The 25,673-nt window shown below is 40.9% G+C and carries 27 protein-coding genes; all 27 read right to left on the bottom strand.

Features of this window, described 5'->3' with window-relative positions; translation table 11 throughout:
- Positions 1–26: 26 nt before the first annotated feature.
- The gene (gene glmM / locus KHQ31_RS01110) at positions 27–1,385 is read right to left on the bottom strand and encodes a phosphoglucosamine mutase (RefSeq protein ID WP_213409187.1); all 1,359 of its coding nucleotides are present in this window, start codon (positions 1,383–1,385) and stop codon (positions 27–29) included.
- Between the two features lie 20 nt (positions 1,386–1,405).
- Positions 1,406–2,374: a CdaR family protein gene (locus tag KHQ31_RS01105; RefSeq protein ID WP_213409186.1), complete on the bottom strand. Its 969-nt coding sequence runs from the start codon at positions 2,372–2,374 to the stop codon at positions 1,406–1,408.
- On the bottom strand, positions 2,375–3,208 hold the full coding sequence (cdaA, locus tag KHQ31_RS01100; RefSeq protein ID WP_213409185.1) for a diadenylate cyclase CdaA: 834 nt from the start codon (positions 3,206–3,208) through the stop codon (positions 2,375–2,377). It lies immediately after the preceding gene.
- Positions 3,209–3,248: 40 nt separating this feature from the next.
- On the bottom strand, positions 3,249–4,145 hold the full coding sequence (gene murB / locus KHQ31_RS01095) for a UDP-N-acetylmuramate dehydrogenase (protein WP_213409184.1): 897 nt from the start codon (positions 4,143–4,145) through the stop codon (positions 3,249–3,251).
- Between the two features lie 13 nt (positions 4,146–4,158).
- Positions 4,159–4,692 (bottom strand): 3'-5' exonuclease, encoded by a 534-nt coding sequence (locus KHQ31_RS01090; RefSeq protein WP_213409183.1) that lies wholly within the window; start codon positions 4,690–4,692, stop codon positions 4,159–4,161.
- Between the two features lie 9 nt (positions 4,693–4,701).
- Positions 4,702–5,205: a GNAT family N-acetyltransferase gene (locus KHQ31_RS01085; protein WP_213409182.1), complete on the bottom strand. Its 504-nt coding sequence runs from the start codon at positions 5,203–5,205 to the stop codon at positions 4,702–4,704.
- Positions 5,189–5,665 (bottom strand): tRNA (adenosine(37)-N6)-threonylcarbamoyltransferase complex ATPase subunit type 1 TsaE, encoded by a 477-nt coding sequence (tsaE, locus tag KHQ31_RS01080; protein ID WP_213409181.1) that lies wholly within the window; start codon positions 5,663–5,665, stop codon positions 5,189–5,191. The genes KHQ31_RS01085 and tsaE overlap by 17 nt, the downstream gene beginning before the upstream one ends.
- Positions 5,666–5,904: 239 nt before the next feature.
- The gene (pta, locus tag KHQ31_RS01075; protein ID WP_213409180.1) at positions 5,905–6,891 is read right to left on the bottom strand and encodes a phosphate acetyltransferase; all 987 of its coding nucleotides are present in this window, start codon (positions 6,889–6,891) and stop codon (positions 5,905–5,907) included.
- A gap of 76 nt (positions 6,892–6,967) precedes the next feature.
- Positions 6,968–7,633, bottom strand: coding sequence for a uracil-DNA glycosylase (locus KHQ31_RS01070; protein WP_213409179.1), 666 nt, complete (start codon positions 7,631–7,633; stop codon positions 6,968–6,970).
- 100 nt (positions 7,634–7,733) lie between these two features.
- Entirely contained in the window at positions 7,734–8,471 is a 738-nt protein-coding gene (locus tag KHQ31_RS01065) for an amino acid ABC transporter ATP-binding protein (RefSeq protein WP_319606732.1), read from the bottom strand.
- Entirely contained in the window at positions 8,471–9,919 is a 1,449-nt protein-coding gene (locus KHQ31_RS01060; RefSeq protein WP_213409178.1) for an ABC transporter substrate-binding protein/permease, read from the bottom strand. The genes KHQ31_RS01065 and KHQ31_RS01060 overlap by 1 nt, the downstream gene beginning before the upstream one ends.
- Positions 9,920–10,067: 148 nt before the next feature.
- A complete protein-coding gene (gene smpB / locus KHQ31_RS01055; protein ID WP_213409177.1) occupies positions 10,068–10,535 on the bottom strand; it encodes an SsrA-binding protein SmpB in 468 nt (155 codons plus the stop codon).
- A 14-nt stretch (positions 10,536–10,549) separates the two neighbouring features.
- Positions 10,550–12,865, bottom strand: a complete 2,316-nt coding sequence (rnr, locus tag KHQ31_RS01050) for a ribonuclease R (protein WP_213409176.1) — start codon at positions 12,863–12,865, stop codon at positions 10,550–10,552.
- Positions 12,866–12,967: 102 nt separating this feature from the next.
- Positions 12,968–13,204 carry a preprotein translocase subunit SecG gene (gene secG, locus KHQ31_RS01045; protein ID WP_213409175.1) on the bottom strand — a complete coding sequence of 79 codons (237 nt, stop codon included), beginning with the start codon at positions 13,202–13,204 and terminating at the stop codon, positions 12,968–12,970.
- Positions 13,205–13,347: 143 nt separating this feature from the next.
- Complete coding sequence (gene eno, locus KHQ31_RS01040; RefSeq protein ID WP_213409174.1) at positions 13,348–14,682, bottom strand: phosphopyruvate hydratase; 1,335 nt, start codon at positions 14,680–14,682, stop codon at positions 13,348–13,350.
- 134 nt (positions 14,683–14,816) lie between these two features.
- Positions 14,817–15,593, bottom strand: coding sequence for a triose-phosphate isomerase (gene tpiA / locus KHQ31_RS01035; RefSeq protein WP_213409173.1), 777 nt, complete (start codon positions 15,591–15,593; stop codon positions 14,817–14,819).
- 115 nt (positions 15,594–15,708) lie between these two features.
- Positions 15,709–17,442, bottom strand: coding sequence for a phosphoenolpyruvate--protein phosphotransferase (gene ptsP, locus KHQ31_RS01030; RefSeq protein ID WP_213409172.1), 1,734 nt, complete (start codon positions 17,440–17,442; stop codon positions 15,709–15,711).
- Positions 17,443–17,495: 53 nt separating this feature from the next.
- Complete coding sequence (locus KHQ31_RS01025) at positions 17,496–17,762, bottom strand: phosphocarrier protein HPr (protein WP_213409171.1); 267 nt, start codon at positions 17,760–17,762, stop codon at positions 17,496–17,498.
- Positions 17,763–17,974: 212 nt separating this feature from the next.
- Positions 17,975–18,151, bottom strand: a complete 177-nt coding sequence (locus tag KHQ31_RS01020; protein ID WP_213409737.1) for a hypothetical protein — start codon at positions 18,149–18,151, stop codon at positions 17,975–17,977.
- A gap of 3 nt (positions 18,152–18,154) precedes the next feature.
- Positions 18,155–19,096 carry a thioredoxin-disulfide reductase gene (gene trxB, locus KHQ31_RS01015; RefSeq protein WP_213409170.1) on the bottom strand — a complete coding sequence of 314 codons (942 nt, stop codon included), beginning with the start codon at positions 19,094–19,096 and terminating at the stop codon, positions 18,155–18,157.
- A gap of 132 nt (positions 19,097–19,228) precedes the next feature.
- Positions 19,229–20,104, bottom strand: a complete 876-nt coding sequence (gene galU / locus KHQ31_RS01010; RefSeq protein WP_213409169.1) for a UTP--glucose-1-phosphate uridylyltransferase GalU — start codon at positions 20,102–20,104, stop codon at positions 19,229–19,231.
- A 5-nt stretch (positions 20,105–20,109) separates the two neighbouring features.
- Entirely contained in the window at positions 20,110–21,129 is a 1,020-nt protein-coding gene (locus KHQ31_RS01005) for an NAD(P)H-dependent glycerol-3-phosphate dehydrogenase (RefSeq protein ID WP_213409168.1), read from the bottom strand.
- 103 nt (positions 21,130–21,232) lie between these two features.
- Complete coding sequence (hprK, locus tag KHQ31_RS01000; RefSeq protein ID WP_213409690.1) at positions 21,233–22,174, bottom strand: HPr(Ser) kinase/phosphatase; 942 nt, start codon at positions 22,172–22,174, stop codon at positions 21,233–21,235.
- A gap of 65 nt (positions 22,175–22,239) precedes the next feature.
- Complete coding sequence (locus KHQ31_RS00995) at positions 22,240–22,611, bottom strand: phage holin family protein (protein ID WP_213409167.1); 372 nt, start codon at positions 22,609–22,611, stop codon at positions 22,240–22,242.
- 330 nt (positions 22,612–22,941) lie between these two features.
- Complete coding sequence (locus KHQ31_RS00990; RefSeq protein ID WP_213409166.1) at positions 22,942–23,748, bottom strand: peptidylprolyl isomerase; 807 nt, start codon at positions 23,746–23,748, stop codon at positions 22,942–22,944.
- 11 nt (positions 23,749–23,759) lie between these two features.
- A complete protein-coding gene (locus KHQ31_RS00985; RefSeq protein ID WP_213409165.1) occupies positions 23,760–24,854 on the bottom strand; it encodes an ABC transporter substrate-binding protein in 1,095 nt (364 codons plus the stop codon).
- Complete coding sequence (locus KHQ31_RS00980) at positions 24,854–25,672, bottom strand: ABC transporter permease (RefSeq protein WP_213409164.1); 819 nt, start codon at positions 25,670–25,672, stop codon at positions 24,854–24,856. The genes KHQ31_RS00985 and KHQ31_RS00980 overlap by 1 nt, the downstream gene beginning before the upstream one ends.
- Between the last annotated feature and the right edge of the window lies 1 nt (position 25,673).

Genomic DNA, 25,673 nt, shown 5'->3' with positions numbered 1-25,673 from the left:
TGGTTTATCTTCCTTCTTTTTTCCTTTTAGTTTACACCGACTTCAGCGTTAACAACGTCAACAATTGCATGTACGTATTCGTTAGCTAATTCATCAGTTGGTGCTTCAACCATGACACGTAGCAAGTCTTGTGTTCCTGAAGGACGAACCAAGACACGCCCGTCTCCAGCCATGCGTTCTTCAACATCAGCAATAATTGCTTGAATTGCTTGGTTATCCAAAGCCGCCTTCTTGTCAGTTACTTGTACGTTGATTAATTCTTGTGGATATTCAGTCATTTCAGCAGCTAATTCTGACAATGGCTTACCAGTGTCCTTCATAACTTGCAACAATTGTAGCGCAGTTAGCATTCCGTCACCAGTTGATGCCCAATCCAAGAATACGATGTGTCCTGATTGTTCACCACCAACGTTGTAACCACTCTTGACCATTTCTTCAACAACGTAACGATCACCAACAGCTGTCTTAACAGATGAAATGTTGTTGGCATCCATCGCCTTGTACATGCCGATGTTAGACATAACAGTTGTTACAATTGTGTCTTGACGCAAACGTCCGTGTTCAGATAGGTACTTACCTACGATGAACATAATCTTATCACCGTTAATAACACCACCCTTTTCGTCAACTGCAATCAAACGGTCTCCGTCTCCGTCAAAGGCCAATCCAACTTGTGCATTGTTTTCAACAGTAAATGCTGCAATTGTTTCAGGGTGTGTTGATCCAACACCTTCATTAATGTTCAACCCATCTGGGTTTGTTGCCATTGTTACAAAGTCAGCATCCAAGTCAGCAAACAACTTTGCCACTGAGAATGAAGTTGCACCATTCGCAGCATCAATAGCAATCTTCATGCCTGAAAGATCATCTGGTGTTGTAGTTTGTAGGTATGACAAGTACTTTCCGGCACCTTCTGGGAATAATGATACAGTTCCCAATCCTTCAGCAGCTGGACGAGGTAATTCATCAACTGGTGCATCCAAAAGCGCTTCAATTTCTGCTTCCAATTCATCAGAAAGCTTGAATCCATCATTTCCAAAGAACTTAATTCCGTTATCTTGCGCAGGATTGTGTGATGCGGTGATTTGTACCCCTGCATCTGCTTCTTGTGTTGGTACTAGGTATGAAACACCCGGAGTTGGAATAACTCCTAATTTCAAAATTTCAATCCCAACAGACAATAGTCCTGCTACCAATGCAGATTCTAACATTTCACCAGAAATACGTGTATCACGCCCAACCAAAACCTTTGGTTGACGCCCTTCAGCGTGACGAGTCAACACAGCTCCACCCATACGTCCCAAACGAAATGCCAGTTCTGGTGTTAGTTCCTTATTTGCAATCCCACGGACTCCATCAGTCCCAAAGTAATGTAATTCAACCATATCTCTCTCCTTTTTAATAACTATCCTTTTGGTTTAATTGTAACTTGTAGCCTATTATTTTTAATTGTCGTTCCCTTAGGGGTTGGTATTTCAACTTCCGTTGTTGTTTCTTCAGTCACATTTTTTAAATCAATCGGTACTTCAATTGACTTTAATAGATCTAATTCAGAAACTAGCCCAGATACTCGAACTTCATTTAAACTACCAGTTATTTCAAATTTAGATAGATCCCCATTTTCACCAACAAATTTCACCGGAATATCTCGATTTCCCTCACCTGCTTCGATAGGAATTTCTACCTTCGCAATTTGTGGAGAAATCGCAACGTTAATTGGTGTACCATTAGCGTCAACTGCTTGTAGTACTACAGATTGATTCACTGTCTTATTTGTATCACGCTTCAATTGCACATTGGCAATCACACGATTAACTGCCCAGACAGCATCTGCACGACCAGAAATTTCCACCTTATCAACAGACGTGGATACCTTACCAGTATGATAACCTTCCGCAATTGCTGATTCGTTATAGGTTACTTGGACATCATGTGTTGCTGTTGCACGCTTAGTAATTGTTAGGTCCAGGAATTCCGGGTTAATCTTGAACGTTAATCCATTATTCAAACCTGATTCTTTTAGCGTGACACGATGCTCGCCAGTGTCTAAATCGGTTAAATCAGCATATACTTGGAAGTTTTTGGTATTCTGCGCTGTAGTAACTAATGCAGAGGCTCCTTCAATCTCAATTTTGACTGTCTCTGGCGCACCAGCAACATAGTACTTATCTGCATCTAATCCGTTTAACTGAAGAGGTACTGTGACAACCGCTGTTTTGGTTGTAACTAATCCTCTAAAGTCACCAATCTTACCATCGCTTGGTGCTTCACGTGTAATATTTGAACCACGTTGCCCACCCACATAAACCGCAAGTAAGATTGCTAACAATAAGCATACCATTAAATATAATGTTTTTTCAAAATTCGGACGCATTTACTTATCCTCCTTTCGGAGTTTCATCGCAGATAGAAAGATGTGCCATGGCTTTTCCGGTCCGTCTTGTTTAGGCAACAATTGGCGTTCTAAATATTTCAAGTATTCATCACGTTGCAAATTTTGCATTAATTCTGCATTACGTGTAATTGATACAGCCCCTGTTTCTTCAGAAATAACAATTGTTAGAGCATCTGTTACTTCAGAAATCCCAACAGAAGCGCGGTGACGTGTTCCTAATTCTTTTGGAATCAAAGCACTATCAGACAATGGTAGGTATGCTGCCGCAGCGGCAAGACGCATATCACGGATAATCACGGCTCCATCATGTAATGGCGTGTTAGGGATAAACGTTTGAATCAACAATTGGCTAGAAATTTCAGCATCCATTTCAATTCCTGTTTCAACATACTCTTCTAGTCCTGTTTCCATTTGAATAGACATCAGCGCTCCAATATGACGCTTTGACATATATTGAATGGCATCATCCAGTGAATCAATCAAGTGTTGTGCCTGCATCACTTCTTGCTTTTGCTTAATGAATGGACGACGTCCCAAGTGTTCAAGTCCACGGCGAATTTCTGGCTGGAAAACAACCACCAACGCAATCACACCCCAATTAATAACTTGATCAGTTAGCCACGAAATAGTACTCAATCCCACATACCAACTAACTAACTTCACGATTACGACGATCCCAACTCCACGAAGTAACATGACAGCCTTTGTTCCGCGAATCAACATAAATAAACGGAATAATAACCACCAAACAATCAGTACATCAATTATTTGGACGATACTAATATTATTGACATAATCTAAGAATCCTTGCATCCCCTACTCCTTTTCATTTGTCGTTATTTAGCTTAATTAACTACTCACCTAAGATACGAACTTCTGTTTCCAAGCTGATCCCGGTTTGTTCAAAAACAACTTTTTGAACATGATGGATAACGCCCACGTAGTCTGCGCTCGTTGCATCATTAAAGTTAACAATGAAACCAGCATGTTTACGTGATACTTGTGCCCCACCAATTGTAAAACCTTGTAGTCCGGCATCCATAATCAACTTCCCAGCAAAATGCCCTTCAGGACGCTTAAAGACTGAGCCACAAGATGGATATTCTAGTGGTTGTTTACTTGCACGACGTTCATTGAAATCTTCCATCGTTTCGCGAATCTTAGCATGGTCACCAGGTACCAGTTCAAACGTAGCGGAAAGAATGACATCACCTGTTCCTTGAACCACACTGTGACGGTACCCAAATTCAAGTTGGTCGCTCGTCAATGTTTCGATTTCTCCATTAGGATGTAAGATATCAGCGGTTGCTAGGCATCCGTCAACTTGTCCGCCATAAGCGCCAGCATTCATGTACACAGCCCCTCCAACAGATCCCGGAATACCAGCTGCCCATTCTAATCCTGTTAATCCTTCACGTTGCGCTTGTTCACTGACGGCAATGATTGCCGCACCTGCAGCAGCAGTGATGGTTGTATCAGTCACTGTGATATCCGTTAGATGAGTTAAGAAAATAACTAGCCCACGAACGCCCTCGTCAGTAATAATCAAATTTGACGCATTTCCCAATACCAATACAGGCAAATCATGCTCTGATGCATATTTTACAACGGCAATTAATTCTTCTTTTGATGCCGGCCAAAAGATACCGTCAGCTACTCCACCAACGCGTGTATTTGTATAGGCGGATAGATCAACATGCGTTTCTATATTTAGCGTTGGAAACGCTACTTTTAAATCTTCAATTTGCATAATCTGCTCCTAATTAAATGTTTTTAACAAATGGCTTCACCGCATCTACACCAAACGTTTGTGCTTGCTTAACTAAGATTTTAGCAGCAGCAACGGTATCATCTAGTGCATTATGATGCTGATGTAAATCAATGGCCAGCGCTTCGGCCATCGTATTTAATTTGTGATTTGGCAGATTAGGATATAGTTTCCGCGAAGTCCTTACTGTATCAATTGACAAGTAATGGGCCATCGGCAAACGATAATACTCTAAACTGGCTCGTAAGACACTATTGTCAAAAGGAGCATTATGCGCCACGACAAGTTGGTTAGGTGTGAAAAATGGTTGAATCATTGGCCAAACTTGTGGAAACGTTGGTGCATCTGCAACATCTGCTGCTGTAATACCATGAATTTGTGTATTACGTGCATCAAATGCTGTATCAGGCTTTAATAATGTGTAAAATTGATCGACAACTTTATCATCACGCACAACCGCGATTCCCAACGAAACGGCACTATGGCGTTGTGCACTAGCCGTTTCAAAGTCCATTGCAATAAAATTCATAGTTTCACCTTATACTGAAAGCACCATATCTTTCGTTTCGACATCTTCGCCGTTCGTATTTTGAATGGTTTTTTCAGTCCCTTCAACCCATGTAAATCCGTATTTTTCGTAAATGTGTACGGCAGCTTTGTTATGCAATTGCACGGTCAATTCCAACGCAGTAACCGAGCTATAATCGTGTGCCCACGCTAATAATTCTTCAATCAACGCTTGCGCTAGTCCATTACCTTGATATTGTTCTAGGACAGCTACACCAATTTCCGCATGATCGCCACTGATCCCTGCAACTGCAGAAGCTAATCCATACAAGTTATTATTTTCATCAGCAACAACTAATATCACATTATTAGTTGTTGATTGCATGTACGCAATACTATCTGCTTCGCCCATTACTGATACAACAGACAAATCTTGCATCACCATAAAAGTTGTTGATTCTTTAGTTAATTGCGCCAATAGAATCAATAGATTTTGTGAGTCTTCTGGCTCAACAGGTCTAATAAATAGTTCCATCTAATAAATTCTCCAGTTCTTGTAGGCGTTGATTACTCATTGCTCCTTGCGCTTGAATGGTAATTTGACGTTGCGTATCCGCAATGTCATGTTCAATTCGGGTTAGATCAATTTGCAAGAAATCTTGTGGTAAATCTTCAGCAATAAATTCTGACCACTCAACGATAGTGACACTATTAGGATTAAAGTATTCACTCAAACCTAGATCTTCTGCCCCACCTTCTTCACCTAAACGATAAACATCAAGATGATTCAATTGGAATTTAGGTGTTTGATATTCACGTACTAAGGTGAACGTTGGGCTTTTCAATGGTCGCTTCATACCTAGCGCACGAGCAAATCCTTGTGTAAATGTTGTTTTTCCTGCACCCAAGTCACCGTTCAATAATAGTGTATCGCCCGGTTGGATGATTGATGCTAATGTTGCTGCTACTTTTTGTGTTTCTTCTACTGAATTCATTTTCATTCTCATAATTCTGATTATACCATTTTTCACCCTTTTCGACAGTTTCTAAACAAGATAAATTCAATATTCATAAGTACTCTAACTTTAAAAAAACAACTAAATATACTTCATACACCAGACTAAATTCAAAAAGCAACAAGCAGAACTTTATAGCAATTAATCTGACATGTATATCGTAAAAAAAGCACCCATCGACGGTCTTCGATGGGTGCTTTTTTATATCCAATAATAAACTATTTAGCTTGCAAAACTTGTGCCGCAGTAATAATTGAAACCTTATATACATCTTCTACATTTGCTCCACGAGACAAATCAGAAACTGGCTTAGCCAATCCTTGTAGAATAGGTCCAATTGCTTCAAATCCACCCAAACGTTGCACAGCCTTGTATGAAATGTTTCCAGCTTCTAAGTTAGGGAATACAAAGACCTTTGCGTTTCCTGCAACTTCTGAATCCTTCGCCTTTGATGCAGCAACTTCAGGAACAAACGCAGCATCAAATTGTAGTTCTCCATCAATTTGCACATCATCAGGTGCAGCTTCTTGGGCCATCTTAGTTGCTTCAACAACCTTTTCAACACCTTCACCACCAGCAGACCCCTTTGTTGAGTAACTCAACATAGCAACCTTGGGTTCAATACCAAAAATCTTCGCTGTTTGTGCAGATTGCAATGCCACTTCTGACAGTGTTTGTGCATCAGGATCCAAGTTAATCGCACAGTCAGCAAATACGTAACGTTCGTCTCCCTTTTGCATCACAAACGCACCTGAGATACGTGATGAACCTGGGGCCATCTTGATAATTTGTAGGGCTGGACGAACTGTGTCACCAGTTGAATGAGCAGCACCTGAAACCATTCCATCTACTTCGTTCATGTAAACTAACATAGTTCCAAAGTAATTCACGTCTAGCAAAAGTTGTGCTGCCTTAGCTTCATCAACCTTCCCCTTACGACGTTCTACCAATGCAGCAACCATTTCTTGGCTCAACTTTGGATCGTAATTCGCTGGGTCAATGATTGTCACCAATTGCAAGTCACGCCCTGTTTGTTCGGCTGTTTCTTCAATAACCGCGCGGTTTCCCAACAGCACCGGTTCAACCAATGCTTCTTCTGCTAAACGAACGGCAGCTTCTTGGATACGTGCATCATCCCCTTCAGGGAAAACTAGGCGAACGCCTTGTCCTTTAACTTCGTTTGATAGTTGTTCAAATAAATCCATGATGTTCCTCCCAAATTATCTTCAACCTTTTTGACTATGTGTTTATTATCACATGATTTAAAGATTTAAACCAGTGTTACGACCAGTCAATTGTTTTTTCATTTTTTTCAAGGAGATAAGTATTTGTTTGACTAAATGGACGAGAACCAAAGAATCCACGATATGAAGATAATGGGCTTGGGTGTGGCGCCTTCAAAATCAGATTACCTTCACCCTTAATCAACTTTTCCTTCTTTTGCGCGAATGCCCCCCACAAAATAAACACGGTTGGTTGTGCTTGTTCTGCAACAACTCGAATAATCGCATCTGTCAATTTTTCCCAAATTAGTTTTGCATGTGCATTTGACTTTCCGGCAGGGACAGTTAAGACTGCATTTAATAACAGTACTCCTTGTTTTGCCCAACGATGTAAGTCACCATCGGTCGGTTCGTCAATTTCCAAGTCAGTCGCCACTTCTTTAAAGATATTACGTAATGATGGTGGCAATGTTGTCTCACTTGGCACTGAAAAGCTTAAACCTTGTGCTTGGTTTGGATTAATATAAGGATCTTGCCCCAGAATAACCACGCGTACATCTGACAATGCCGTTGTTTCTAAGGCTGCGTATACATTTTCACGTGCTGGATAAATCGTACCTTCACTGTATACGTTGTCTAGGAATTTTTCAGCTTCTTGCCAATAATTTTCTGGTAAATATTGTTGCAACGCGTGTTGCCATTCTTGCATATTTTTTGTTGTCATCTTGCACCTCATCGTTTCTTGTCTTGGTCATTGTACCCGATTTTAGACCAAACAAAAAGGCTATCACTTAGGTGATAACCTCTTATTTTCAGTTCGTAAATTACACGTTCAAAACCTTATTCAAGAATTCTTGTGTACGTGCATCTTGTGGGTTGTTAAATACGTCTTCTGGTGTCCCTGCTTCACGAATAATACCATCTGCAAAGAAGACAACCTTGTCAGCAACTTGTTTAGCAAACCCCATTTCATGGGTTACCACAACCATGGTCATGCCATCTTCAGCTAATTGCTTCATAACACCTAATACATCCCCAACCATTTCTGGGTCAAGCGCTGAAGTAGGTTCGTCAAACAACAGAATTTCAGGCTTCATTGCTAATGCTCGTGCAATCGCAACACGTTGCTTTTGCCCACCTGATAGCGTTGCTGGCTTTGCGTCTGCTTTATCTGCTAAACCAACTTGCGCTAATAAACGCATCGCTTCTTCGCTAGCTGTTTCCTTGTCCATGCGACCTAATTCAGTAGGCGCTAAGATAATGTTTTCTAACACAGTCAAATGCGGGAATAGATTAAAGTGTTGGAAAACCATTCCAATCTTTTCGCGAGTTGCATCAATGTTATTTTCCTTGGCATAGATATCTTGACCATCAATCTTGATGACTCCGGCATCAATTTCTTCCAAGCGGTTTAGCATGCGCAAGAAAGTTGACTTTCCAGATCCAGAAGGACCAATCATAACGACAACTTCTCCCTCATTAACGTCTAAGCTAATCCCCTTTAACACGTCGTTTTTGCCATAACTCTTGTGTACATCTTTAACTTCAACAATTGCTGTCATTATTTAGTCCTCTTTTCTACCCAGATTGAAAGCCACGTTAATAGTGTAATCACGATTAAGTAAATCATTGCGATAATGACCCAAACACGGAACCCTTGTAAATTACGCGCGATAATTAATGTTCCACTTTGTGTTAATTCAATAATACCGATTGCTGACAACAATGATGTGTCCTTCAATGTGATAATGAATTGGTTAACAAAACTTGGCATCATTGCACGTAATCCTTGTGGCATAACGACCTTAGCCATTGCCTTACGATATGGCAATCCTAATGAACGTGCAGCTTCTAGTTGTCCCTTATCAACGGCCAAGAAACTTCCCTTAACGAAGGATGCAATATACGCTCCTTCGTTAAGTAGTAATGTAATAATTCCGGCTGTAAAGGCTGGTACCTTTGTACCAATCAAACTTGGTACCCCAATGTAGATAAAGAATGCCAACACTAGCATCGGTAGTCCACGGAAAATGTAGACAATCGTTGAAGAAATACCACGAATAATCTTATTCTTTGAAACGCCCATGACACCTAGTAAGATACCCCAGATAGCGGCCAAAATAAATCCAATAAATGTTAATTGCAATGTCTTCCAAAGACCGTTCAATAATGCATTCTTGTTATCCGCAATCAATGTAAAAATAGTCGTTTCTTTCGGTGAAGCTGAAGCACCTTGATATGAATACCCAGTGTCTCCTAGGTAGTATTCAACGATTTTATCGAATTCACCACTATCAACTAACTTCTTGTATCCAGCGTTGAAAGATGCCAAAAATTCTTTATTTTCACCCTTCTTAACACTAAATCCATACCAACCTGCCTTAGCTGGTTCAGTAATAATCTTCATGTTCAACCCTTGCTTAATTGCGTAAGCAATGACTGGTTGGTCTTCAAAAGTAGCCACTGAATTACCAACCATCACGTCGTTAAACATCGTGTTTGAATCATTAAAGTATGTCAATCGGAAGCCATGTTTCTTTGCCATTTCTTCGGCGTATACAGTCGCAGCTGTTCCGGTTTTAGCCGCAACGTTCTTGCCCTTTAGATCATCCAAGCTCTTAATATTATCTGTCTTGGTACTCACCGCAGCAACCACGCCTGTACGGTAATAAGGCGTTCCAAAATCAAATACCTTCTTACGTTCATCCGTAATAGCCGTTCCTGCTAGCAGCCCATCAATTTGCTTCGCTTGGACAGCCTGTACTCCAGCATTGAAGCTCATTGGCTTCAAATCGTATGTAAATCCTTCTGACTTAGAAATTGCTTCCAGCATATCCATGTCAATTCCACGATACTTCCCATCATCCGCTTGAAATTCAAACGGTGCATACGTTGTATCCGTTGCGACTGTGTAATGTGGCTTATCTGCCGCATTAGCATTAGGTACGACCCCCATCATACCTAACATCACAAACACTGCGGTCAAAACACCCAAGCGCCATTTTCTCATCCATACACCCTCCATAATTTTAAGTTTATAAAATATTAGCATGTAACTTACTTTTTGTGGACTGAATATGTGAGAAAACTTAACAATAGATTAAAATTAAATTAAAAAAGACACCCCTAAGGGTGTCTTAATTTGAATTAAATTCGGTTTAACGGTCACGTAGTGCGCGTTGAATATCGCGTTCTTGATCACGTTTCTTTAAGTCGTGGCGCTTGTCATAATTGTGCTTACCAGTTGCAACACCAATAAGTACTTTGGCAAAACCACGCTTCAAATAAATTTTAAGCGGCACAATTGTTTTACCTTGTTGATCGGTTGCCGCGGCTAAGGCGCGGATTTCCTTTTTATGCAGTAATAGTCGGCGCGGATGAACCGGTTCGTGATTGAATTGGTTTCCTTGTTCGAATGGACTAATATGCACATTATCCAACCAGGCTTCACCATGGCGAATTTGAACAAAGCCATCTGCGATTGTTACACGACCAGCTCGTACAGACTTGATTTCTGTACCAGTTAGCGCCATCCCCGCTTCAAACGTCTCACCAATCGCATAGTCATGGCGAGCTTTCTTATTTGTTGCTAAGGCATCTTGTGTTACTTTTTGCTTTTTGGCCATCTCAAACCTCCACTTTACTTGTGCTTAGTGTTTGTACGCTTTGCGTGAGCTTCCTTATGATCCATTGGCTTACCATTTGGCTTCTTGTTGAAGTTGCCACCCTTAGGTCCATTGAAAGGTTTCTTACCGTTCTTATTGAATGGCTTACGAGGTTCAGGAACCTTGATGTCTGTCAATGGTGCATCCTTAGGGTCTACCAAAACAAAATCAAGCGCGCTTTGTTCCTTGTCAACACGTACCAAACGAACCTTAACAGGTTGTCCAACTTGGTAGATGTGGTGGAAACGACGCCCAATCAATGCTTGGTGTGATTCATCGAAGTGGTAGAAATCATCAGTTAGGTTAGACGTGTGGATCAATCCTTCAACTGTGTTAGGCAGTGAAACGAACATTCCAAACTTCATAACGCCGTTAACAACGGCATCAAATTCTTGGTTAACCTTATCTTCCATGAATTCAGTCTTCTTCATCGCATCAACATCACGTTCAGTATCAACAGAACGACGTTCCTTCATTGAAGTTTCTGATGCAATTTCAGCCAACTTACCACGGTACTTTGCTTGCGCTTCTTCACCCATACCATTTTGTTCGTACCACTTAATCAAGCGGTGCACAATCAAGTCAGGGTAACGACGAATTGGTGATGTGAAGTGTGTGTAGTAGTCCGCACCGATACCAAAGTGACCAACTGGATCATCTGAGTACTTAGCTTGTTGCATAGCACGCAGCATCATCATTGAAACCATTTGTTCTTCTGGGCGACCCAAGAAGTACTTGTGGATTTGTTGGAAGTCACTTGGCTTAACCTTTTCAGGGTTCGCCTTAACTGGGCATCCCAACGCCTTGGCAAATTCGAAGAACTTAGCAACACGTTCCTTATCAGGTTGTTGGTGAATACGATACATGAATGGTACGTTGGCCAAGTCATAGTGCATCGCAACTGTTTCATTAGCCGCCAACATGAATGATTCAATCATACGTTCTGATGTTCCACGTTCACGTAGTTCAATATCAGTTGGCTTTCCAGTTTCGTCCACAATAATCTTTGCTTCAGGTGCATCGAATTCAATGGCTCCACGTTCCTTACGCTTAGCAGCCAATGCATTGTGCAACATGTTCATTGCTTCAAACATAGGGACTAGTTCTGCGTATTCTTCACGTGTTTCTTCATCTCCTTCAAGAATCGCGTTAACGGCCTTGTAAGTCATACGAGCGTGGGAACGCATCACTGATTGGTGAATACGGTGGTTAACCAATTCTCCAGTTGGTGTGAATTCCATCTCACATGACATTGCCAAACGGTCAACACCAGGGTTCAATGAAGCGATTCCGTTAGAAATCTTACGTGGCAACATTGGAATAACACGGTCAGTCAAGTAAACTGATGTCCCACGGTTGTAGGCTTCCGCATCCAATGCTGTCTTTTCTTGAATGTAGTGTGAAACGTCAGCAATGTGAACTCCTAGGTGGAAGTTTCCATTGTCTAGTCGTTCAACAACAACGGCGTCGTCCAAGTCCTTTGATTCGATTGAGTCAATTGTAACCAAAGTTTGGTCCGTCACGTCTTCACGGCCTTCGCGTTCGCTATCCAAGACAACATCTGGAACTTCTTCAGCTTCCTTCATCGCATCTTCAGGGAAAATGTGTGGTAATTCGTGGTTGTAAACAACTTCTAAGATATCAACCCCTGGATCATCTTGATGTCCAATAGACTTCAAGATTGTTCCAGTCATACGCTTAGGCGTATCTTGGTTAGGATATTCATCAATAGTTGCGACAACGACTTCACCGTCATTCGCTTCTACACCACCTTCTTTAACCAAGAATTGGTATGAGGCAGTCTTCTTATCAGTGATCTTAATTGATCCCACAAAGTTTGTATATTCGCTGCCGGCCTTGTACGTTCCAACAACTTGGCTACGTCCATGGTTCACGATTTCAACAACTTGTCCTTCAGGACCACGATCTCCGTCTCCCTTAGATAGGAACTTTACACGGACTTCATCCCCTTGTAGGGCGAACAACGTGTTGTCTGGGTTGATAAAGATATCTGGTTCATTATCATCATAATGTGCAAATCCGAATCCACGGTCATTTGCACGGAAGTTACTAATCACGCCTTCCTTTTGTTCATTGTATTGGAAATCACCATCGTCTGTGACTTTGATCTTTTCAACACGTTCCAAGGCCGCAAGTGCTTGCACAACTTTTGTGAAAGCATTGGTCTCGTCTAAACGTAGCCCATCAACTAGTGTTTGGGCTGGGAAAGCTTGACTAGAATTGGCTTTTAGAAAACCATATAGTTGGTTTTGTAGATTGTCTTCTGTCATTGCTATTCTCTTTTCTTTTTGTTTTATACCGACTGTGATCAATCAATCACCTGAGTACGGAAAGGACCCCTCGCCAAACAACAACGAGGGGCCCTTCATTTGTTAATGTGAAGATAGGTAGACTAATGCAAGACCTAGCACGAACCAAATTCCGCCAAGGATCGCTGTAATGCGTTGCATAACAGCTTGGAATCCTCGAGCTTTTTGAGTTGCGAATAGATCACCACCACCACCTGACAATGCAGATAGGGCGTCTTGTTGCTTAGATGGTTGCATTAGCACCGCAACAATAATTAAGAATCCGACAATCAACATTGCCGTCAATAACGTATCGTACATATCAGGTGCCTCCCCTTTTTTCGATTGAATTTATACTTGATTATCATAGCATAATGACATGTATAACTCAAATCAGGGCCCCAAAAATTTCAGATAACAAAAAAACAACCCACAAAATGTGAGTTGTTTCTTTTAGACGTAGATTAAGCTTCCCAACCAGTTACGGCTGAACGAGCATCGTTGTCGATGTTGTAAAAGCTGTTAATACCGTTGTACTTAGCAACCTTATCACCCAACAAGTCTTCGATACGCATCAATTGGTTGTACTTAGCGATACGGTCTGTACGTGACAATGATCCTGTCTTGATTTGTCCTGCGTTTGTAGCAACAACCAAGTCAGAGATAGTTGTGTCTTCAGTTTCACCAGAACGGTGTGAAACGATGGCTGTGTAACCAGCTTCCTTAGCCATTTCGATGGCTTCCAAAGTTTCAGTCAAAGTTCCGATTTGGTTAACCTTGATCAAGATTGAGTTAGCGGCTCCCATGTCGATACCCTTCTTTAGGTATTCAGTGTTAGTAACGAAGAAGTCGTCACCAACCAATTGAACGCGCTTTCCCAAACGATCAGTCAACTTAACCCAAGCATCCCATTGGTTTTCATCCAAAGGATCTTCGATTGAAACGATTGGGTACTTGTCTACCAATGCTTCTAGGTAGTCGATGAATTCGTCAGTAGTGTATTCCTTCTTTGAAGGTTCACCTTCCAAGACGTAAATTTCACGTTCTGCATCAAAGAATTCTGATGAGGCGATGTCAGCGGCGATGGCGATATCCTTACCAGGAGTGTAACCAGCCTTTTCGATAGCCTTCAACAAGAAGTCGAAAGGTTCTGCGTTTGATCCGAAGTCAGGAGCGAATCCACCTTCGTCACCAACAGCAGTTGAGTGTCCAGCTTCCTTCAACAATGATTGTAGGGCGTGGAAAGTTTCTGAACCCATACGAACAGCTTCAGTAACTGACTTTGCACCAACAGGCATGATCATGAATTCTTGGAAGTCAACTGAGTTAGATGCGTGCGCACCACCGTTGATAACGTTCATCATTGGTGTTGGCATAACCTTAGCGTTGAAACCACCCAAGTAGTTGTACAAAGGTGTTCCCAATTCGTCAGCAGCAGCACGTGCAGCGGCGATTGATACACCCAAGATAGCGTTGGCTCCCAACTTTGACTTAGTTGGTGTTCCATCCAATGCGATCATTGTTTGGTCCAACAAAACTTGATCAGTAACATCCATACCAATCAACTTCTTAGCGATAGTTGTGTTTACGTTTTCAACGGCCTTCAAAGTACCCTTACCATTGTAACGAGCCTTATCACCATCACGTAGTTCAACAGCTTCGTGTTCACCAGTTGAGGCACCTGATGGAACGATTCCACGACCGAATCCACCTTCTTCAGTGTACACTTCAACTTCAACAGTTGGGTTTCCACGTGAGTCAAGGACTTCGCGTGCGTAAATATCAGTAATTGCAGACATTCTTCTTCTCCTTACGATATAGAAAGTTTAATAGGTTATTACCCTTACGTGTCTCATTGTAACATATTTCACACTCATGGGATATGATTTCACTTTCAGTTGTTATTTTTTTTGAAAACTCATTTGAAAACTTACTAATCTTGCCATACACCGGCTTGATGAGCCAATTGGACTAGTTCAACATAGTTATTGGGATCTAATGCTGAGTCCCCAACTAATACACCATCAATATCAGGTTGTTTCAAGATATCATAGGCATTTGCTGGCTTAACTGATCCGCCATACATAATACGGACTGCTGCAGCAACTTCATCGTCAAACATGTCGGCAATTGCTTCACGAATAAGAGCCACATGTTTTTGAGCCGCTGGCGCATCCATCGCTTGCCCACTTCCAATTGCTTGTGTTGGCTCATAAGCAAAAAGTACTTCCTTCACATCAGAGGCAGACACTCCTTTTAGTGCTTCAATCACTTCATTTACCACCCAATGCATTTGGTCATTATGTGCTGTAACTTGTAGTGCCTCATCAATAGCAATGATCGGCTTAATTCCATTTCGTAAAGCCGCCAAAACCTTCAAGTTAACCATCTCATCAGTTTCACGGAAATAGTTTCGACGTTCTGAATGTCCAATAATTACATAGGCAATTCCTAAATCAGATAGAGCAGCTGGACTAGTTTCCCCGGTATATGCACCGCGCTCTTTCCAATACATATTTTCTGCCCCAATGACAATTGATGTATCTTTCGCTGCATCAACCATTTTCTCGAGCAAAACATCTTGCCCTGCTAAGACTTTATCGACATCCGTGTATGCAGAGACGCGCGATCCTACATCAGCAATATAGCTTGTCGCTTCGCTTGGCAACTTATTCATTTTCCAGTTTGCCATCACAATTTTACGTCGCATATTTCTTGCCTCTCAAATTTTTCGATATATGTTCACATTCTCTTTACTAGTCTAACATGTGTTTCTAAAACAAAAAAAGCGTCGCCATCATTTGATAGCAACGCTTTAGTCGTCATTAATCGTTTGATTCAGAAACCTTAGCTTGTACCAACGCAATGACATCTTCATTTGTTTGCATGTTCACTGCTTCTTCAGCCAACTTGGCCATTTCAGTAGTGTCTAACTTACTCATCAAATCACGTGCTTGAAGCACTGATGTGGCTGACATTGAGAATTCATCCAATCCCATTCCCATCAAGATAGGCAAGGCGATTGGGTCTCCAGCCATTTCTCCACACATCGCAGCAAACTTCCCATGCTTGTGCGCTGATTCAATAACGTACTTAACAAGACGCAAAATTGAAGGATTGTATGGTTGGTATAGATAAGAAACCTTATCATTACCACGATCTGCGGCCATTGAGTAACCAATCAAATCGTTTGTTCCAATTGAGAAGAAGTCAACTTCTTGCGCAAATTGGTCAGCCAAGATAGCAGCAGCAGGCACTTCAATCATGATACCAAGCTTGATGTTATCTGCTACTTCTACACCTTCGGCTTGCAACTTCGTCTTTTCTTCATTGAAGATGTCACGAGCTGCACGGAATTCTGGCAATGTTGCCACCATTGGGAACATAATCCACAATTCACCATAAACAGATGCACGCAACAATGCACGCAATTGTGTACGGAAGATATCAGTGCGGTCCAATGAAATACGGATCGCACGGTATCCCAAGAATGGGTTCTCTTCTTCGTCAAGTGGCAAGTATGGTAGGTACTTGTCTCCACCAATGTCCATTGTACGAACAGTAACTGGCTTACCATCCATACCAGCTAGAACTGACTTGTATGCTTCAAATTGTTCATCTTCAGTTGGTAGTTCCTTTGAATCCATGTACAAGAATTCAGTACGGTACAAACCAATTCCTTCAGAACCATTTTCCAAGACACCAGCCAAATCCTTAGGAGTTCCGATATTTGCCCCAATGACAAATTCTTTTCCATCCTTAGATACTGACTTTTCGTCCTTCAAGCGTGCCCATGTTGCCTTCTTGGCTTCATAAGCTTCACCCTTTTCTTGGTATGACTTGATTTGGTCATCAGTTGGTTGAACAATTGCTACGCCGTCTAGACCGTCCAAGATAACCATGTCATCTTCGGCGATTTCCTTAGTAGCAACCTCAGACCCAACGATGGCTGGAATTTCTAACGTACGTGCCATAATAGCAGCGTGCGCCGTACGTCCACCAACGTTTGTAATGAATCCCTTCACGTAACGGCGATCCAATTGCGCAGTATCTGAAGGTGTCATATCATTTGCAATGATAATCACTTCTTCGTTAATCAACGCTGGATTTGGCAAAGTGCGTTGCAACAAATGACTCATGATACGCTTTGTCACGTCACGAATATCTGCTGCACGTTCTGCCATATATGGATTGTCGTCTCCCATACTTTCAAACATTTGAATATACATGTCTGAAATATCCTTTAGGGCAGCTTCGGCATTTACTTTTTCGTTTTCAATCTTTCCTGCTACACCACCTGTAAACTCTGGATCTTCCAGAACCATAATGTGCGCAGTAAAGACTTCAGCTTCTTCTTTTCCCATTGATTCAGCTGCTTTATCACGAATTTGTTCAAGATCTGTCTTTGATGCTAAAAAAGCCGCCGTTAAACGGTCGGCTTCAGCTTGAACGTCGTCAATAGTACGCGTTTCAAAAGACAAATCAGGATCGACCAACTTATATGCTTTAGCAATTGCAACACCGTTTGATGCTGCAATCCCATTAATCTTCTTAGTCATACACTCTTCCCTCATTGTTCAATGTTTAGTGCTTTAATCTGTTCAGAAAAAAATTAGTCGATCAATCCTTCTGACTTCATAGTTTCTGAGATAGCGTCCATAGCTTCCTTTTCGTCGGCTCCTTCGGCTGAGATAGTAACATCTGCACCTTGACCAACACCAAGTGACATAACACCCATGATTGACTTCAAGTTAACTTCCTTACCTTGGAATGAAAGGTGGATGTTTGATGAGAACTTTGAAGCTGCTTGTACCAACAAAGTTGCTGGGCGAGCGTGGATACCTGTTTCTGCTACAATGTGAAATTCGCGTGAGTCCATGATTCAATCTCCTTTTATCGCCTTATAGGCATTTAATTGTTTATTTAGTAAATCGGTGTTCTGTAAAACTTGCGTCCTACCGTTCCACTTCTTAAATTCTAGCAGATTTGAAAACGAACGGCAAGCGCTTTCACAGATATTTTCATAATCAAAAAACGCAGTCTAATAATGATAAAACCTGTTTACAAATGTAAACAGGTTTTATTGGTCTTCTATTGTTTTGGACGATATGTAACCTTACCGCCACGAACAGCCTGGCCAACAATTGCATTTTGATAAGGATAGTCACGCCATACTTCATAAAAAGCTGTAAAATCTTCTGAATTCAATTCAAATGATTCTCGCTTGCCTGTACGTAATTCTTCTAAAATTGCATTGTAATCAATCATCGCTTATCCTCGTTGCGTATCACGTAATGATTCATTATAAGCGTAAGCATTTTGACCAGCAATTGCCCCATCACCAACAGCTGTAGTAACTTGACGCAATTCCTTCTTACGGACATCACCTAATGCAAACAACCCTGGTTGTTTTGTTTCCATACGTTCATTAGTTACAATCCAACCTTCTTCATCAGTTACGTCTAGCCCATCTACTGAATCAGACATTGGCAATAGACCAACATAAATAAAGATTCCACCAGCATCAACAATTTCTTCAACTTCTGTCTCATTGTTGCGCAACTTCAGGTTCGTAACCTTGGTATCATCACCAATAATTTGTGTCACTTCCGTGTTCCATAGAAAATCAATGTTTTCAGCATCAAAAGCACGCTTTTGTAGAATTGGTTGTGCACGTAATGTGTCACGACGGTGTACAATCGTCACTTGATCTACGATTCCAGATAAGTAAACAGCTTCTTCCACTGCTGAGTCTCCACCCCCAACAACATAAACATGTTGTCCACGGAAAAATGCACCATCACAGACCGCACAGTAAGAAACACCACGACCTGAATATTCTTGTTCACCATGTACATGTAACTTCTTGTATTCAGAACCTGTTGCCACAATAACTGAGTTAGCTTCATAAGTTGCCATATCAGTTGTTACTAACCAAGTTTGATCTGCTTGACGTTCCATATTCATCACTGTTCCAAAGGCATATTCCGCACCAAATTGCATTGATGCCGCGTACATCTTTTCAGACAGATCTGCTCCCATGATACTGTCGTACCCTGGGTAATTTTCAATTTCGGCCGTATTGTTCATTTGTCCACCGTAAATGCCACGGTCCAACATCAATACTGACATGTTTGCACGTGATGCGTAGGTTGCCGCAGTCATACCACCTGGTCCAGCCCCAATAATCACAACATCATATTTTTGTGTCATCTGTCGCCTCTTTCTGTACTTTATTGATAACGTTATTTTACGCTCCATCTGCCATTCCGTCAAGCTTACAAAAAGTAAGTAACCGAAAAACAAAAAAGCAACGACATTAGTCGTTGCTTAAATATTTAAAGTTTAGTCAAGTGTCTTTGCAAGATCCTTGATGTATGTCTTTAAAGCGTCTCCAGTTTGACTGTGGTTCAAACCAAATTCGATGTTAGTAGTCAAGAAACCAATCTTTGACCCAACATCGTAACGCTTTCCCTTGAATTCGTGTGCGTAAACGTGTTGGCGCTTGTTCAATGCATCAATTGCATCTGTCAATTGAATTTCATTTCCCTTACCAGGTTCTGTACGTTCTAGTTCTTCGAAAATTTCAGGTGTTAGCAAGTAACGTCCAATAATTGCCAAGTCAGAAGGTGCATCTTCAGGCTTTGGCTTTTCAACGAAGTTAGAAACACGGTGCAATCCAGTTTCAACTTGTTCTTCTGGGTTGATAACTCCGTATTCAGAAACCTGTTCATGTGGCACTTCCATAACAGCAAGTGTTGATTCACCAGTTTGTTCATAGCGTTCAATCAATTGTTTTGTCAAAGGAACTTCATCTTGCATGATGTCATCACCAAGCAAAACAACGAATGGTTCATCACCAATGAAGGCCTTAGCAGTCAAAACAGCATCTCCAAGACCTTGTGGGTGTGATTGACGGATAAAGTACAGGTTGATATCTGTTGTTTCTTCAACCATCTTCAGCATTTCCATCTTACCCTTTTCGCGCAAGTTGTTTTCTAGTTCTGGGTTTGAGTCAAAGTGGTCTTCAATTGATCGCTTTGACTTTCCATCAACAATAACGATTTCTTCAATTCCTGATTCAAGCGCTTCTTCAATAATAAATTGAATTGTTGGCTTATCAACAATTGGTAGCATTTCCTTAGCTAGAGCCTTAGTTGCTGGCAAGAATCGAGTTCCCAATCCTGCGGCTGGAATAATGGCTTTACGTACTGGCTTCATAATTTTTAGTTCCCTTCTTGATGTGTTGGACGCCCCATTAGCTCACAAACACTTAACTTAATATCTTTATCATTATACAATACTTCATAAATCATGTCAGTAATTGGCATATCAACGTGCTTTGCTTGCGCAATCTCATGCGCAACCTTTGTTGTTGAGATACCTTCAATAATCATCCCCATGTCAGCTTCAATTTGTGCAAGAGACTTACCCTCACCCAATTGTTGTCCAGCACGGTAATTGCGTGAATGTACTGATGTTGCCGTAACAAACAAATCACCCATCCCTGACAATCCCATAAATGTGATTGGATTGGCTCCATATGCTTGCCCCAAACGACCAATCTCAGCTAATCCACGCGTAAACAAAGCAGCTTTCGCATTGGCATCATATCCAAGTGTCTCTAGCGCTCCTGCACCGATTGCAATAACATTTTTCAATGCTCCCCCGATTTCAGCACCGATAACATCGGTACCTGTATACATACGGAAATCGGAATTGGTCATCAATCCTTGTACTGCTTGAGCAATTGCAAGATTTTCACTCACAGCGGTTACCAAAGTTGGATCATGCTTGATTACACCTTCGGCATGAGAAGGTCCAGAAATAACCCCTAACCCACGACGATACTTGGCTGGAATTTCTTCGGACAAAACTTCTGATACACGTAAATATGTTTCTGGTTCAAGTCCTTTGGTAGCTGCCATAACAATTGGGCTTTGATTAAGTTCTACTAGAACTTGTGCAAGATGCTTAACAACTTGTCGCGTGACTTTTGTTGGTACAACACTTAGCACTAACTCCGCACCATCAACAGCTGTTTTCATATCGGCTGTTGCAATTACACCATGGTGTAATGGATTATCCCCTAAGTATTGCGCATTAGTATGCAGTTCATTGATTTCCGGCACTTGGCTTTCTTTATATGTCCACAACATAACGTTGTGTCCATTTTCAGCAGCAACGTTAGCTAGCGCTGTTCCCCAAGAACCTGCACCAAGTACTGCAATTTTATGTTCAGTCAAAGTATTTCTCCTTATTAGCTTATAAATCAGAATACCCAAACAGTATGATATCACAAATTTAAAGCGTTTTCAAAAAAGTATACACAGCTGAAATATTTAAGATTTACTTGTCCATTTCAGCTGCGTTTTGTTCAATCAATTTATTTAGATTATTGTTAAATGTTTCAGTTGCGTCGAACCCCATCTTTTTAGCACGGAAATTCTTTGTCGCAGCTTCAATAAGCACTGCTAAGTTTCGTCCAGTTTGAACCGGCAACACAAATCGTGGGACTTCAACACCTTGAATTGTTAGTGTTTCTTCACCATTCCCAAGACGATCAACCTTTTGGTCATTACGCCATTGGGCTAAATGAAGATTCATTGAAATCGTAGCATGTGATCGCACAGCACCAGAACCATATAGATTCATAACATCCACGATTCCAACTCCACGTAATTCCATCAAATTACGTAGAATTGCAGGTGGTTCACCGACGAGACGTTCTTCATCTTGCGCATACACGTCCACACGGTCATCTGCGATCAAACGGTGTCCACGTTGAATCAATTCAAGCGCTGTTTCAGACTTCCCGACTCCAGAATCTCCAGTAATCAATACTCCTAATCCGAAGATATCCACTAATACACCGTGAACTGATTGACGTTCAGCCAATTCTCCGTCTAGGTAATAAGACATGTTAGAAAGAATACGTGATGACGTTAGTTCTGTAGACAAAACTGGCACGTGTGTTTCTTCTGCAACACGCATGAATTCTTCTGGTAATTCACGACCTGTTGAGACAACAAAGGCGGGCGTATTTGGTTGCATCATCTTGCGAGCAATCATGGTTAATTCATCATGCCCCATGCGTTGTGCAAAGGCCGTTTCAGTAATTCCCATTAATTGTACACGTTCAGGTGCATAGTAATTGAAATATCCTGTCATTTCCAATCCTGGACGTGAAATATCCGCTGTTGAAATCACTCGATCTAAGTACTCTTCACCTGTTACAACATCTAAGTGTGTATTTGCTAATAGATTCTTTACCGTAATCCGCTTTCCCATCATCCCATCCTCTTTTTCGTATCCTGTGTCATTACTCACCAGTTAGGTAACTTGTAATAATAAAATTAACTGCTGCCATAATCATTGAAATCAACAATGCCCATCCGAAACTCATGAATTGAAATCAACAATGCCCATCCGAAACTCATGAATTGAAATCCCGTTCCAACAATGGATGACGCTAACCACAATACTGCGCCGTTCACCACAAAAGCAAAAACGCCAAAAGTCAATATCGTTAATGGCAGAGCAAATAGTTGCAAGATTGGACGCAATACCGCATTTAAAATCCCCAAGACAAATGCTGCCCACAGTGCTGTCCACACTGATGAAATATGAATTCCCTGTGGAAACAATCCTGCTAATGCTAATAACATTAACGTATTAATCAGTACACGTTGTGAAAAACGTAACCGTTGAAATGAATAGACTCGCATAGTTACCTCTATTTTTACTTATTTATAACTCATTATACCAAAAGAAACGCCCTCTGATAGCAAAAAACGCCGATCATATAATGATCGACGTTTTCGCTTGGCATTGCTAGAAAAGACCTGTTCTAGCTCAGGTGGTGATTTCTCACCAGTCAACGTACACCAGCTATAAATAGCTGTTAGTCATGTGCAAGTAAGGCGGTTCCACAACCAACCTTACAACCTACAGGCATACGGCCCTTCACGTAGGTCGTTTGTAAAGATCTAATATGATCTTCTCGACTCATCGCATAAAGACAGTATATCACAGCGTTCAACTAGCTTGCAATATTTTTACTTCTTAACTTGACCTTCTTTTTCTACTTCAACACCAGTAATTTTAATTGGCTTGACAGGCTTTGAGTTTTCGCCACCATCATTATTTTCAACCTTGCCTGCCGCAATCTTATCGACAACGTCCATGCCACTAATGACTTGCCCAAAGACTGTGTAACCACCGTCCAACATTGGGTTTCCACCCTTCTTATAGGCTTCAGTAATTTTAGTTGGGTAGGCATTCTTATCTAACTTAACAGCCTGATCATCTTTGTTTTGATTGATAAAGAATTGAGACGCATTCGTATCAGGCCCAGCATTAGCCATAGAAACGGCTCCACGGATATTGTACAAAGCTGGACTCAACTCATTCACAAATCCGTTACCACTATCTTTTTTAGTGTCTTTGTTATGCCAAATAGATTCACCACCCATACCGGTTCCCTTGGGATCACCACCTTGAATCATGAACCCTTGCATAATACGATGGAAGATTGTTCCATTGTAATAGCCATTTTTAGCATGTGTAATGAAGTTTTCAGCTGCTAATGGTGTGTATTTATTAAAGATTTTGATCTTAATATCACCTGCAGTGGTCTTCAACTTAACAACTGCATCTTCTTTTGCAACTTCATTTGTTAATTGTGGAAAATCCAATTTGTCTAATTCAGCCTTATTTGCCTTCTTACCAGCAGTTGCTTTCGCTTCTTGCGCAATCTTATCTTGATAAGCATTTGCTTGTTGTTGATAGATAAAAATAAATCCACCGAAAACGACAAGAGCAACTACTAGTCCAATGACGTATTCCACCTTAAATTTCTTCACAGTATTTCCCCTTATTGCTTATGCATTTTAAACTCTAAGAAATAATCATTATAGATACCAGTCCATTTAACGCCCAAGTCTTGGTAAACTTCTAATTTATCTAGAACATCTGCCTTTGGATACCAAGCTTTATTATCTTGAATTTCCTTAGGCAAATAAGTTTTCGCTACCTTATTTGGTGTTGCATAGCCAACGTATTCCGCATTTTTTGCTGCATTTTCTGGGCGATTCATGAAATTAATAAATGCGTATGCAGCTTCACGATTACGCACTGTCTTTGGAATCACAAAGTTATCTAACCAAAGATTGCCCCCGTCTTCAGGCACAACATAATGTAAATGCTCATTACGACTCATCATTTCTGCTGCATTACCCGAGTAATCCACGGCAATTGCGGCTTCATTTTGCGCCATATACATCTTAATTTCATCAGCAACAATTGCTTTAACATTTGGCATTAACGTTGCTAATTTACCATCCGCAGCAGCTAAGTCAGGAATACTCTTAGTATTTACTGACTTACCATTTGAAACAAGTGTCATCCCCAAAATATCACGAGCTGAATCAACTAACATGATTTTCTTTTTGAATTCAGAACGCCATAGGTCGTTCCAAGTTTTAATATCTTGACCATCAACCATTTGATCGTTATAGACAATGCCTAGTGTTCCCCAGAAATAAGGGAGTGAATACTCGTTTTTTGGATCAAAATCTTGCTTTAAGAAATTTTCATCAAGCGTTTCTAATCCAGTCAGACGCTTATAATCCAATGGTTCCAACATATCAGCTTGGCGCATTTTTGAAACCATGTATTCTGATGGAACCGCAATGTCATAAGATGTTCCGCCTTGCTTAATCTTAGTAAACATTGCTTCATTAGAATCAAAAGTTTCATAGTTTACTTGGTACCCTGTTTCTTTTTGGAAACTCTTGATTAGTTCTGGATCAATATAATCTCCCCAATTAAAAATTGTTAAGACATTATCGGCTTTAGAACGGCTTTGATTCAAATCTCGATGCTGTTCTTTTTCAAGATACACTGTTCCAGCCCATAACACACTCACTACAGCCAGAATAATTCCTGTTAACCACATCAATTTTTTCATTAGCGCACCACCATTCCTGCACCACGACGCTTCTTACCCTTTGAGGCGCGACGTGAAATAAAGTAGTAAATCACGACCAATCCCAAAGACATCAAGAACATCACCGCAGACAAAGCATTAATTGATAAGTCAATTCCTTGTCGTGCACGTGCATAAATTTCAACTGACAATGTTGAGAATCCATTTCCAGTAACGAAGAATGTTACGGCAAAGTCATCTAGTGAGTACGTAATGGCCATAAAGAACCCTGCTAAAATACCTGGCCACGCAAATGGCAACACAACTCTACTTAGAACTTGACCATTATTAGCACCTAAGTCCCGCGCCGCATCAATCAATGCTGGATTCATTTCGTTCAAACGAGGCAATACCATCAACACGACAATCGGAATTGAAAAAGCAACGTGCGCCATAATGACAGACACGAAACCTAAACGCATTCCTAACATCGTAAAGAGAATCAAGAAGCTTGCCCCAATAATAACGTCTGGTGAAACCATCAAAACATTATTTAATGACAAGATTGTTTGACGAATACCCTTATTTTTTGTGTAGTAAATTCCTAGTGCACCAAAGGTACCAATTAAGGTTGCTAACAGTGCTGATAGGAAAGCCACAATAAATGTATTCAACAAAATTTGCATCAAACGCAGATCACTAAACATATCGGCATAGTGACGAAGTGAAAATCCAGAGAAATCACTCATATAATCACCAGCGTTAAATGAAAAGAAAATCAAATAGAAAATCGGCAAGTACATAATGAAGAATACAAGTCCAAGGTAGGCATATGACCATTTAGATTTAATTTCTCGCATC

It is taken from the genome of Weissella ceti (assembly GCF_018394055.1).
In the GTDB taxonomy this organism is placed as follows: domain Bacteria; phylum Bacillota; class Bacilli; order Lactobacillales; family Lactobacillaceae; genus Weissella; species Weissella ceti.
Note: the sequence above shows the minus strand (reverse complement) of the source record. Positions and strands in the feature narration are given on the sequence as shown.

Bases quoted from the DNA above. Each gene is read 5' to 3' on its own strand.
- glmM (WP_213409187.1), bottom strand. From the start codon at position 1,385: ATGGTTGAATTACATTACTTTGGGACTGATGGAGTCCGTGGGATTGCA.
- KHQ31_RS01105 (WP_213409186.1), bottom strand. From the start codon at position 2,374: ATGCGTCCGAATTTTGAAAAAACATTATATTTAATGGTATGCTTATTG.
- cdaA (WP_213409185.1), bottom strand. From the start codon at position 3,208: ATGCAAGGATTCTTAGATTATGTCAATAATATTAGTATCGTCCAAATA.
- murB (WP_213409184.1), bottom strand. From the start codon at position 4,145: ATGCAAATTGAAGATTTAAAAGTAGCGTTTCCAACGCTAAATATAGAA.
- KHQ31_RS01090 (WP_213409183.1), bottom strand. From the start codon at position 4,692: ATGAATTTTATTGCAATGGACTTTGAAACGGCTAGTGCACAACGCCAT.
- KHQ31_RS01085 (WP_213409182.1), bottom strand. From the start codon at position 5,205: ATGGAACTATTTATTAGACCTGTTGAGCCAGAAGACTCACAAAATCTA.
- tsaE (WP_213409181.1), bottom strand. From the start codon at position 5,665: ATGAATTCAGTAGAAGAAACACAAAAAGTAGCAGCAACATTAGCATCA.
- pta (WP_213409180.1), bottom strand. From the start codon at position 6,891: ATGGATTTATTTGAACAACTATCAAACGAAGTTAAAGGACAAGGCGTT.
- KHQ31_RS01070 (WP_213409179.1), bottom strand. From the start codon at position 7,633: ATGACAACAAAAAATATGCAAGAATGGCAACACGCGTTGCAACAATAT.
- KHQ31_RS01065 (WP_319606732.1), bottom strand. From the start codon at position 8,471: ATGACAGCAATTGTTGAAGTTAAAGATGTACACAAGAGTTATGGCAAA.
- KHQ31_RS01060 (WP_213409178.1), bottom strand. From the start codon at position 9,919: ATGAGAAAATGGCGCTTGGGTGTTTTGACCGCAGTGTTTGTGATGTTA.
- smpB (WP_213409177.1), bottom strand. From the start codon at position 10,535: ATGGCCAAAAAGCAAAAAGTAACACAAGATGCCTTAGCAACAAATAAG.
- rnr (WP_213409176.1), bottom strand. From the start codon at position 12,865: ATGACAGAAGACAATCTACAAAACCAACTATATGGTTTTCTAAAAGCC.
- secG (WP_213409175.1), bottom strand. From the start codon at position 13,204: ATGTACGATACGTTATTGACGGCAATGTTGATTGTCGGATTCTTAATT.
- eno (WP_213409174.1), bottom strand. From the start codon at position 14,682: ATGTCTGCAATTACTGATATTTACGCACGCGAAGTCCTTGACTCACGT.
- tpiA (WP_213409173.1), bottom strand. From the start codon at position 15,593: ATGCGACGTAAAATTGTGATGGCAAACTGGAAAATGAATAAGTTGCCA.
- ptsP (WP_213409172.1), bottom strand. From the start codon at position 17,442: ATGACTAAGAAGATTAATGGGATTGCAGCATCAAACGGTGTTGCAATT.
- KHQ31_RS01025 (WP_213409171.1), bottom strand. From the start codon at position 17,762: ATGGACTCACGCGAATTTCACATTGTAGCAGAAACAGGTATCCACGCT.
- KHQ31_RS01020 (WP_213409737.1), bottom strand. From the start codon at position 18,151: ATGATTGATTACAATGCAATTTTAGAAGAATTACGTACAGGCAAGCGA.
- trxB (WP_213409170.1), bottom strand. From the start codon at position 19,096: ATGACACAAAAATATGATGTTGTGATTATTGGGGCTGGACCAGGTGGT.
- galU (WP_213409169.1), bottom strand. From the start codon at position 20,104: ATGAAGCCAGTACGTAAAGCCATTATTCCAGCCGCAGGATTGGGAACT.
- hprK (WP_213409690.1), bottom strand. From the start codon at position 22,174: ATGGGAAAGCGGATTACGGTAAAGAATCTATTAGCAAATACACACTTA.
- KHQ31_RS00995 (WP_213409167.1), bottom strand. From the start codon at position 22,611: ATGCGAGTCTATTCATTTCAACGGTTACGTTTTTCACAACGTGTACTG.
- KHQ31_RS00985 (WP_213409165.1), bottom strand. From the start codon at position 24,854: ATGAAAAAATTGATGTGGTTAACAGGAATTATTCTGGCTGTAGTGAGT.
- KHQ31_RS00980 (WP_213409164.1), bottom strand. From the start codon at position 25,672: ATGCGAGAAATTAAATCTAAATGGTCATATGCCTACCTTGGACTTGTA.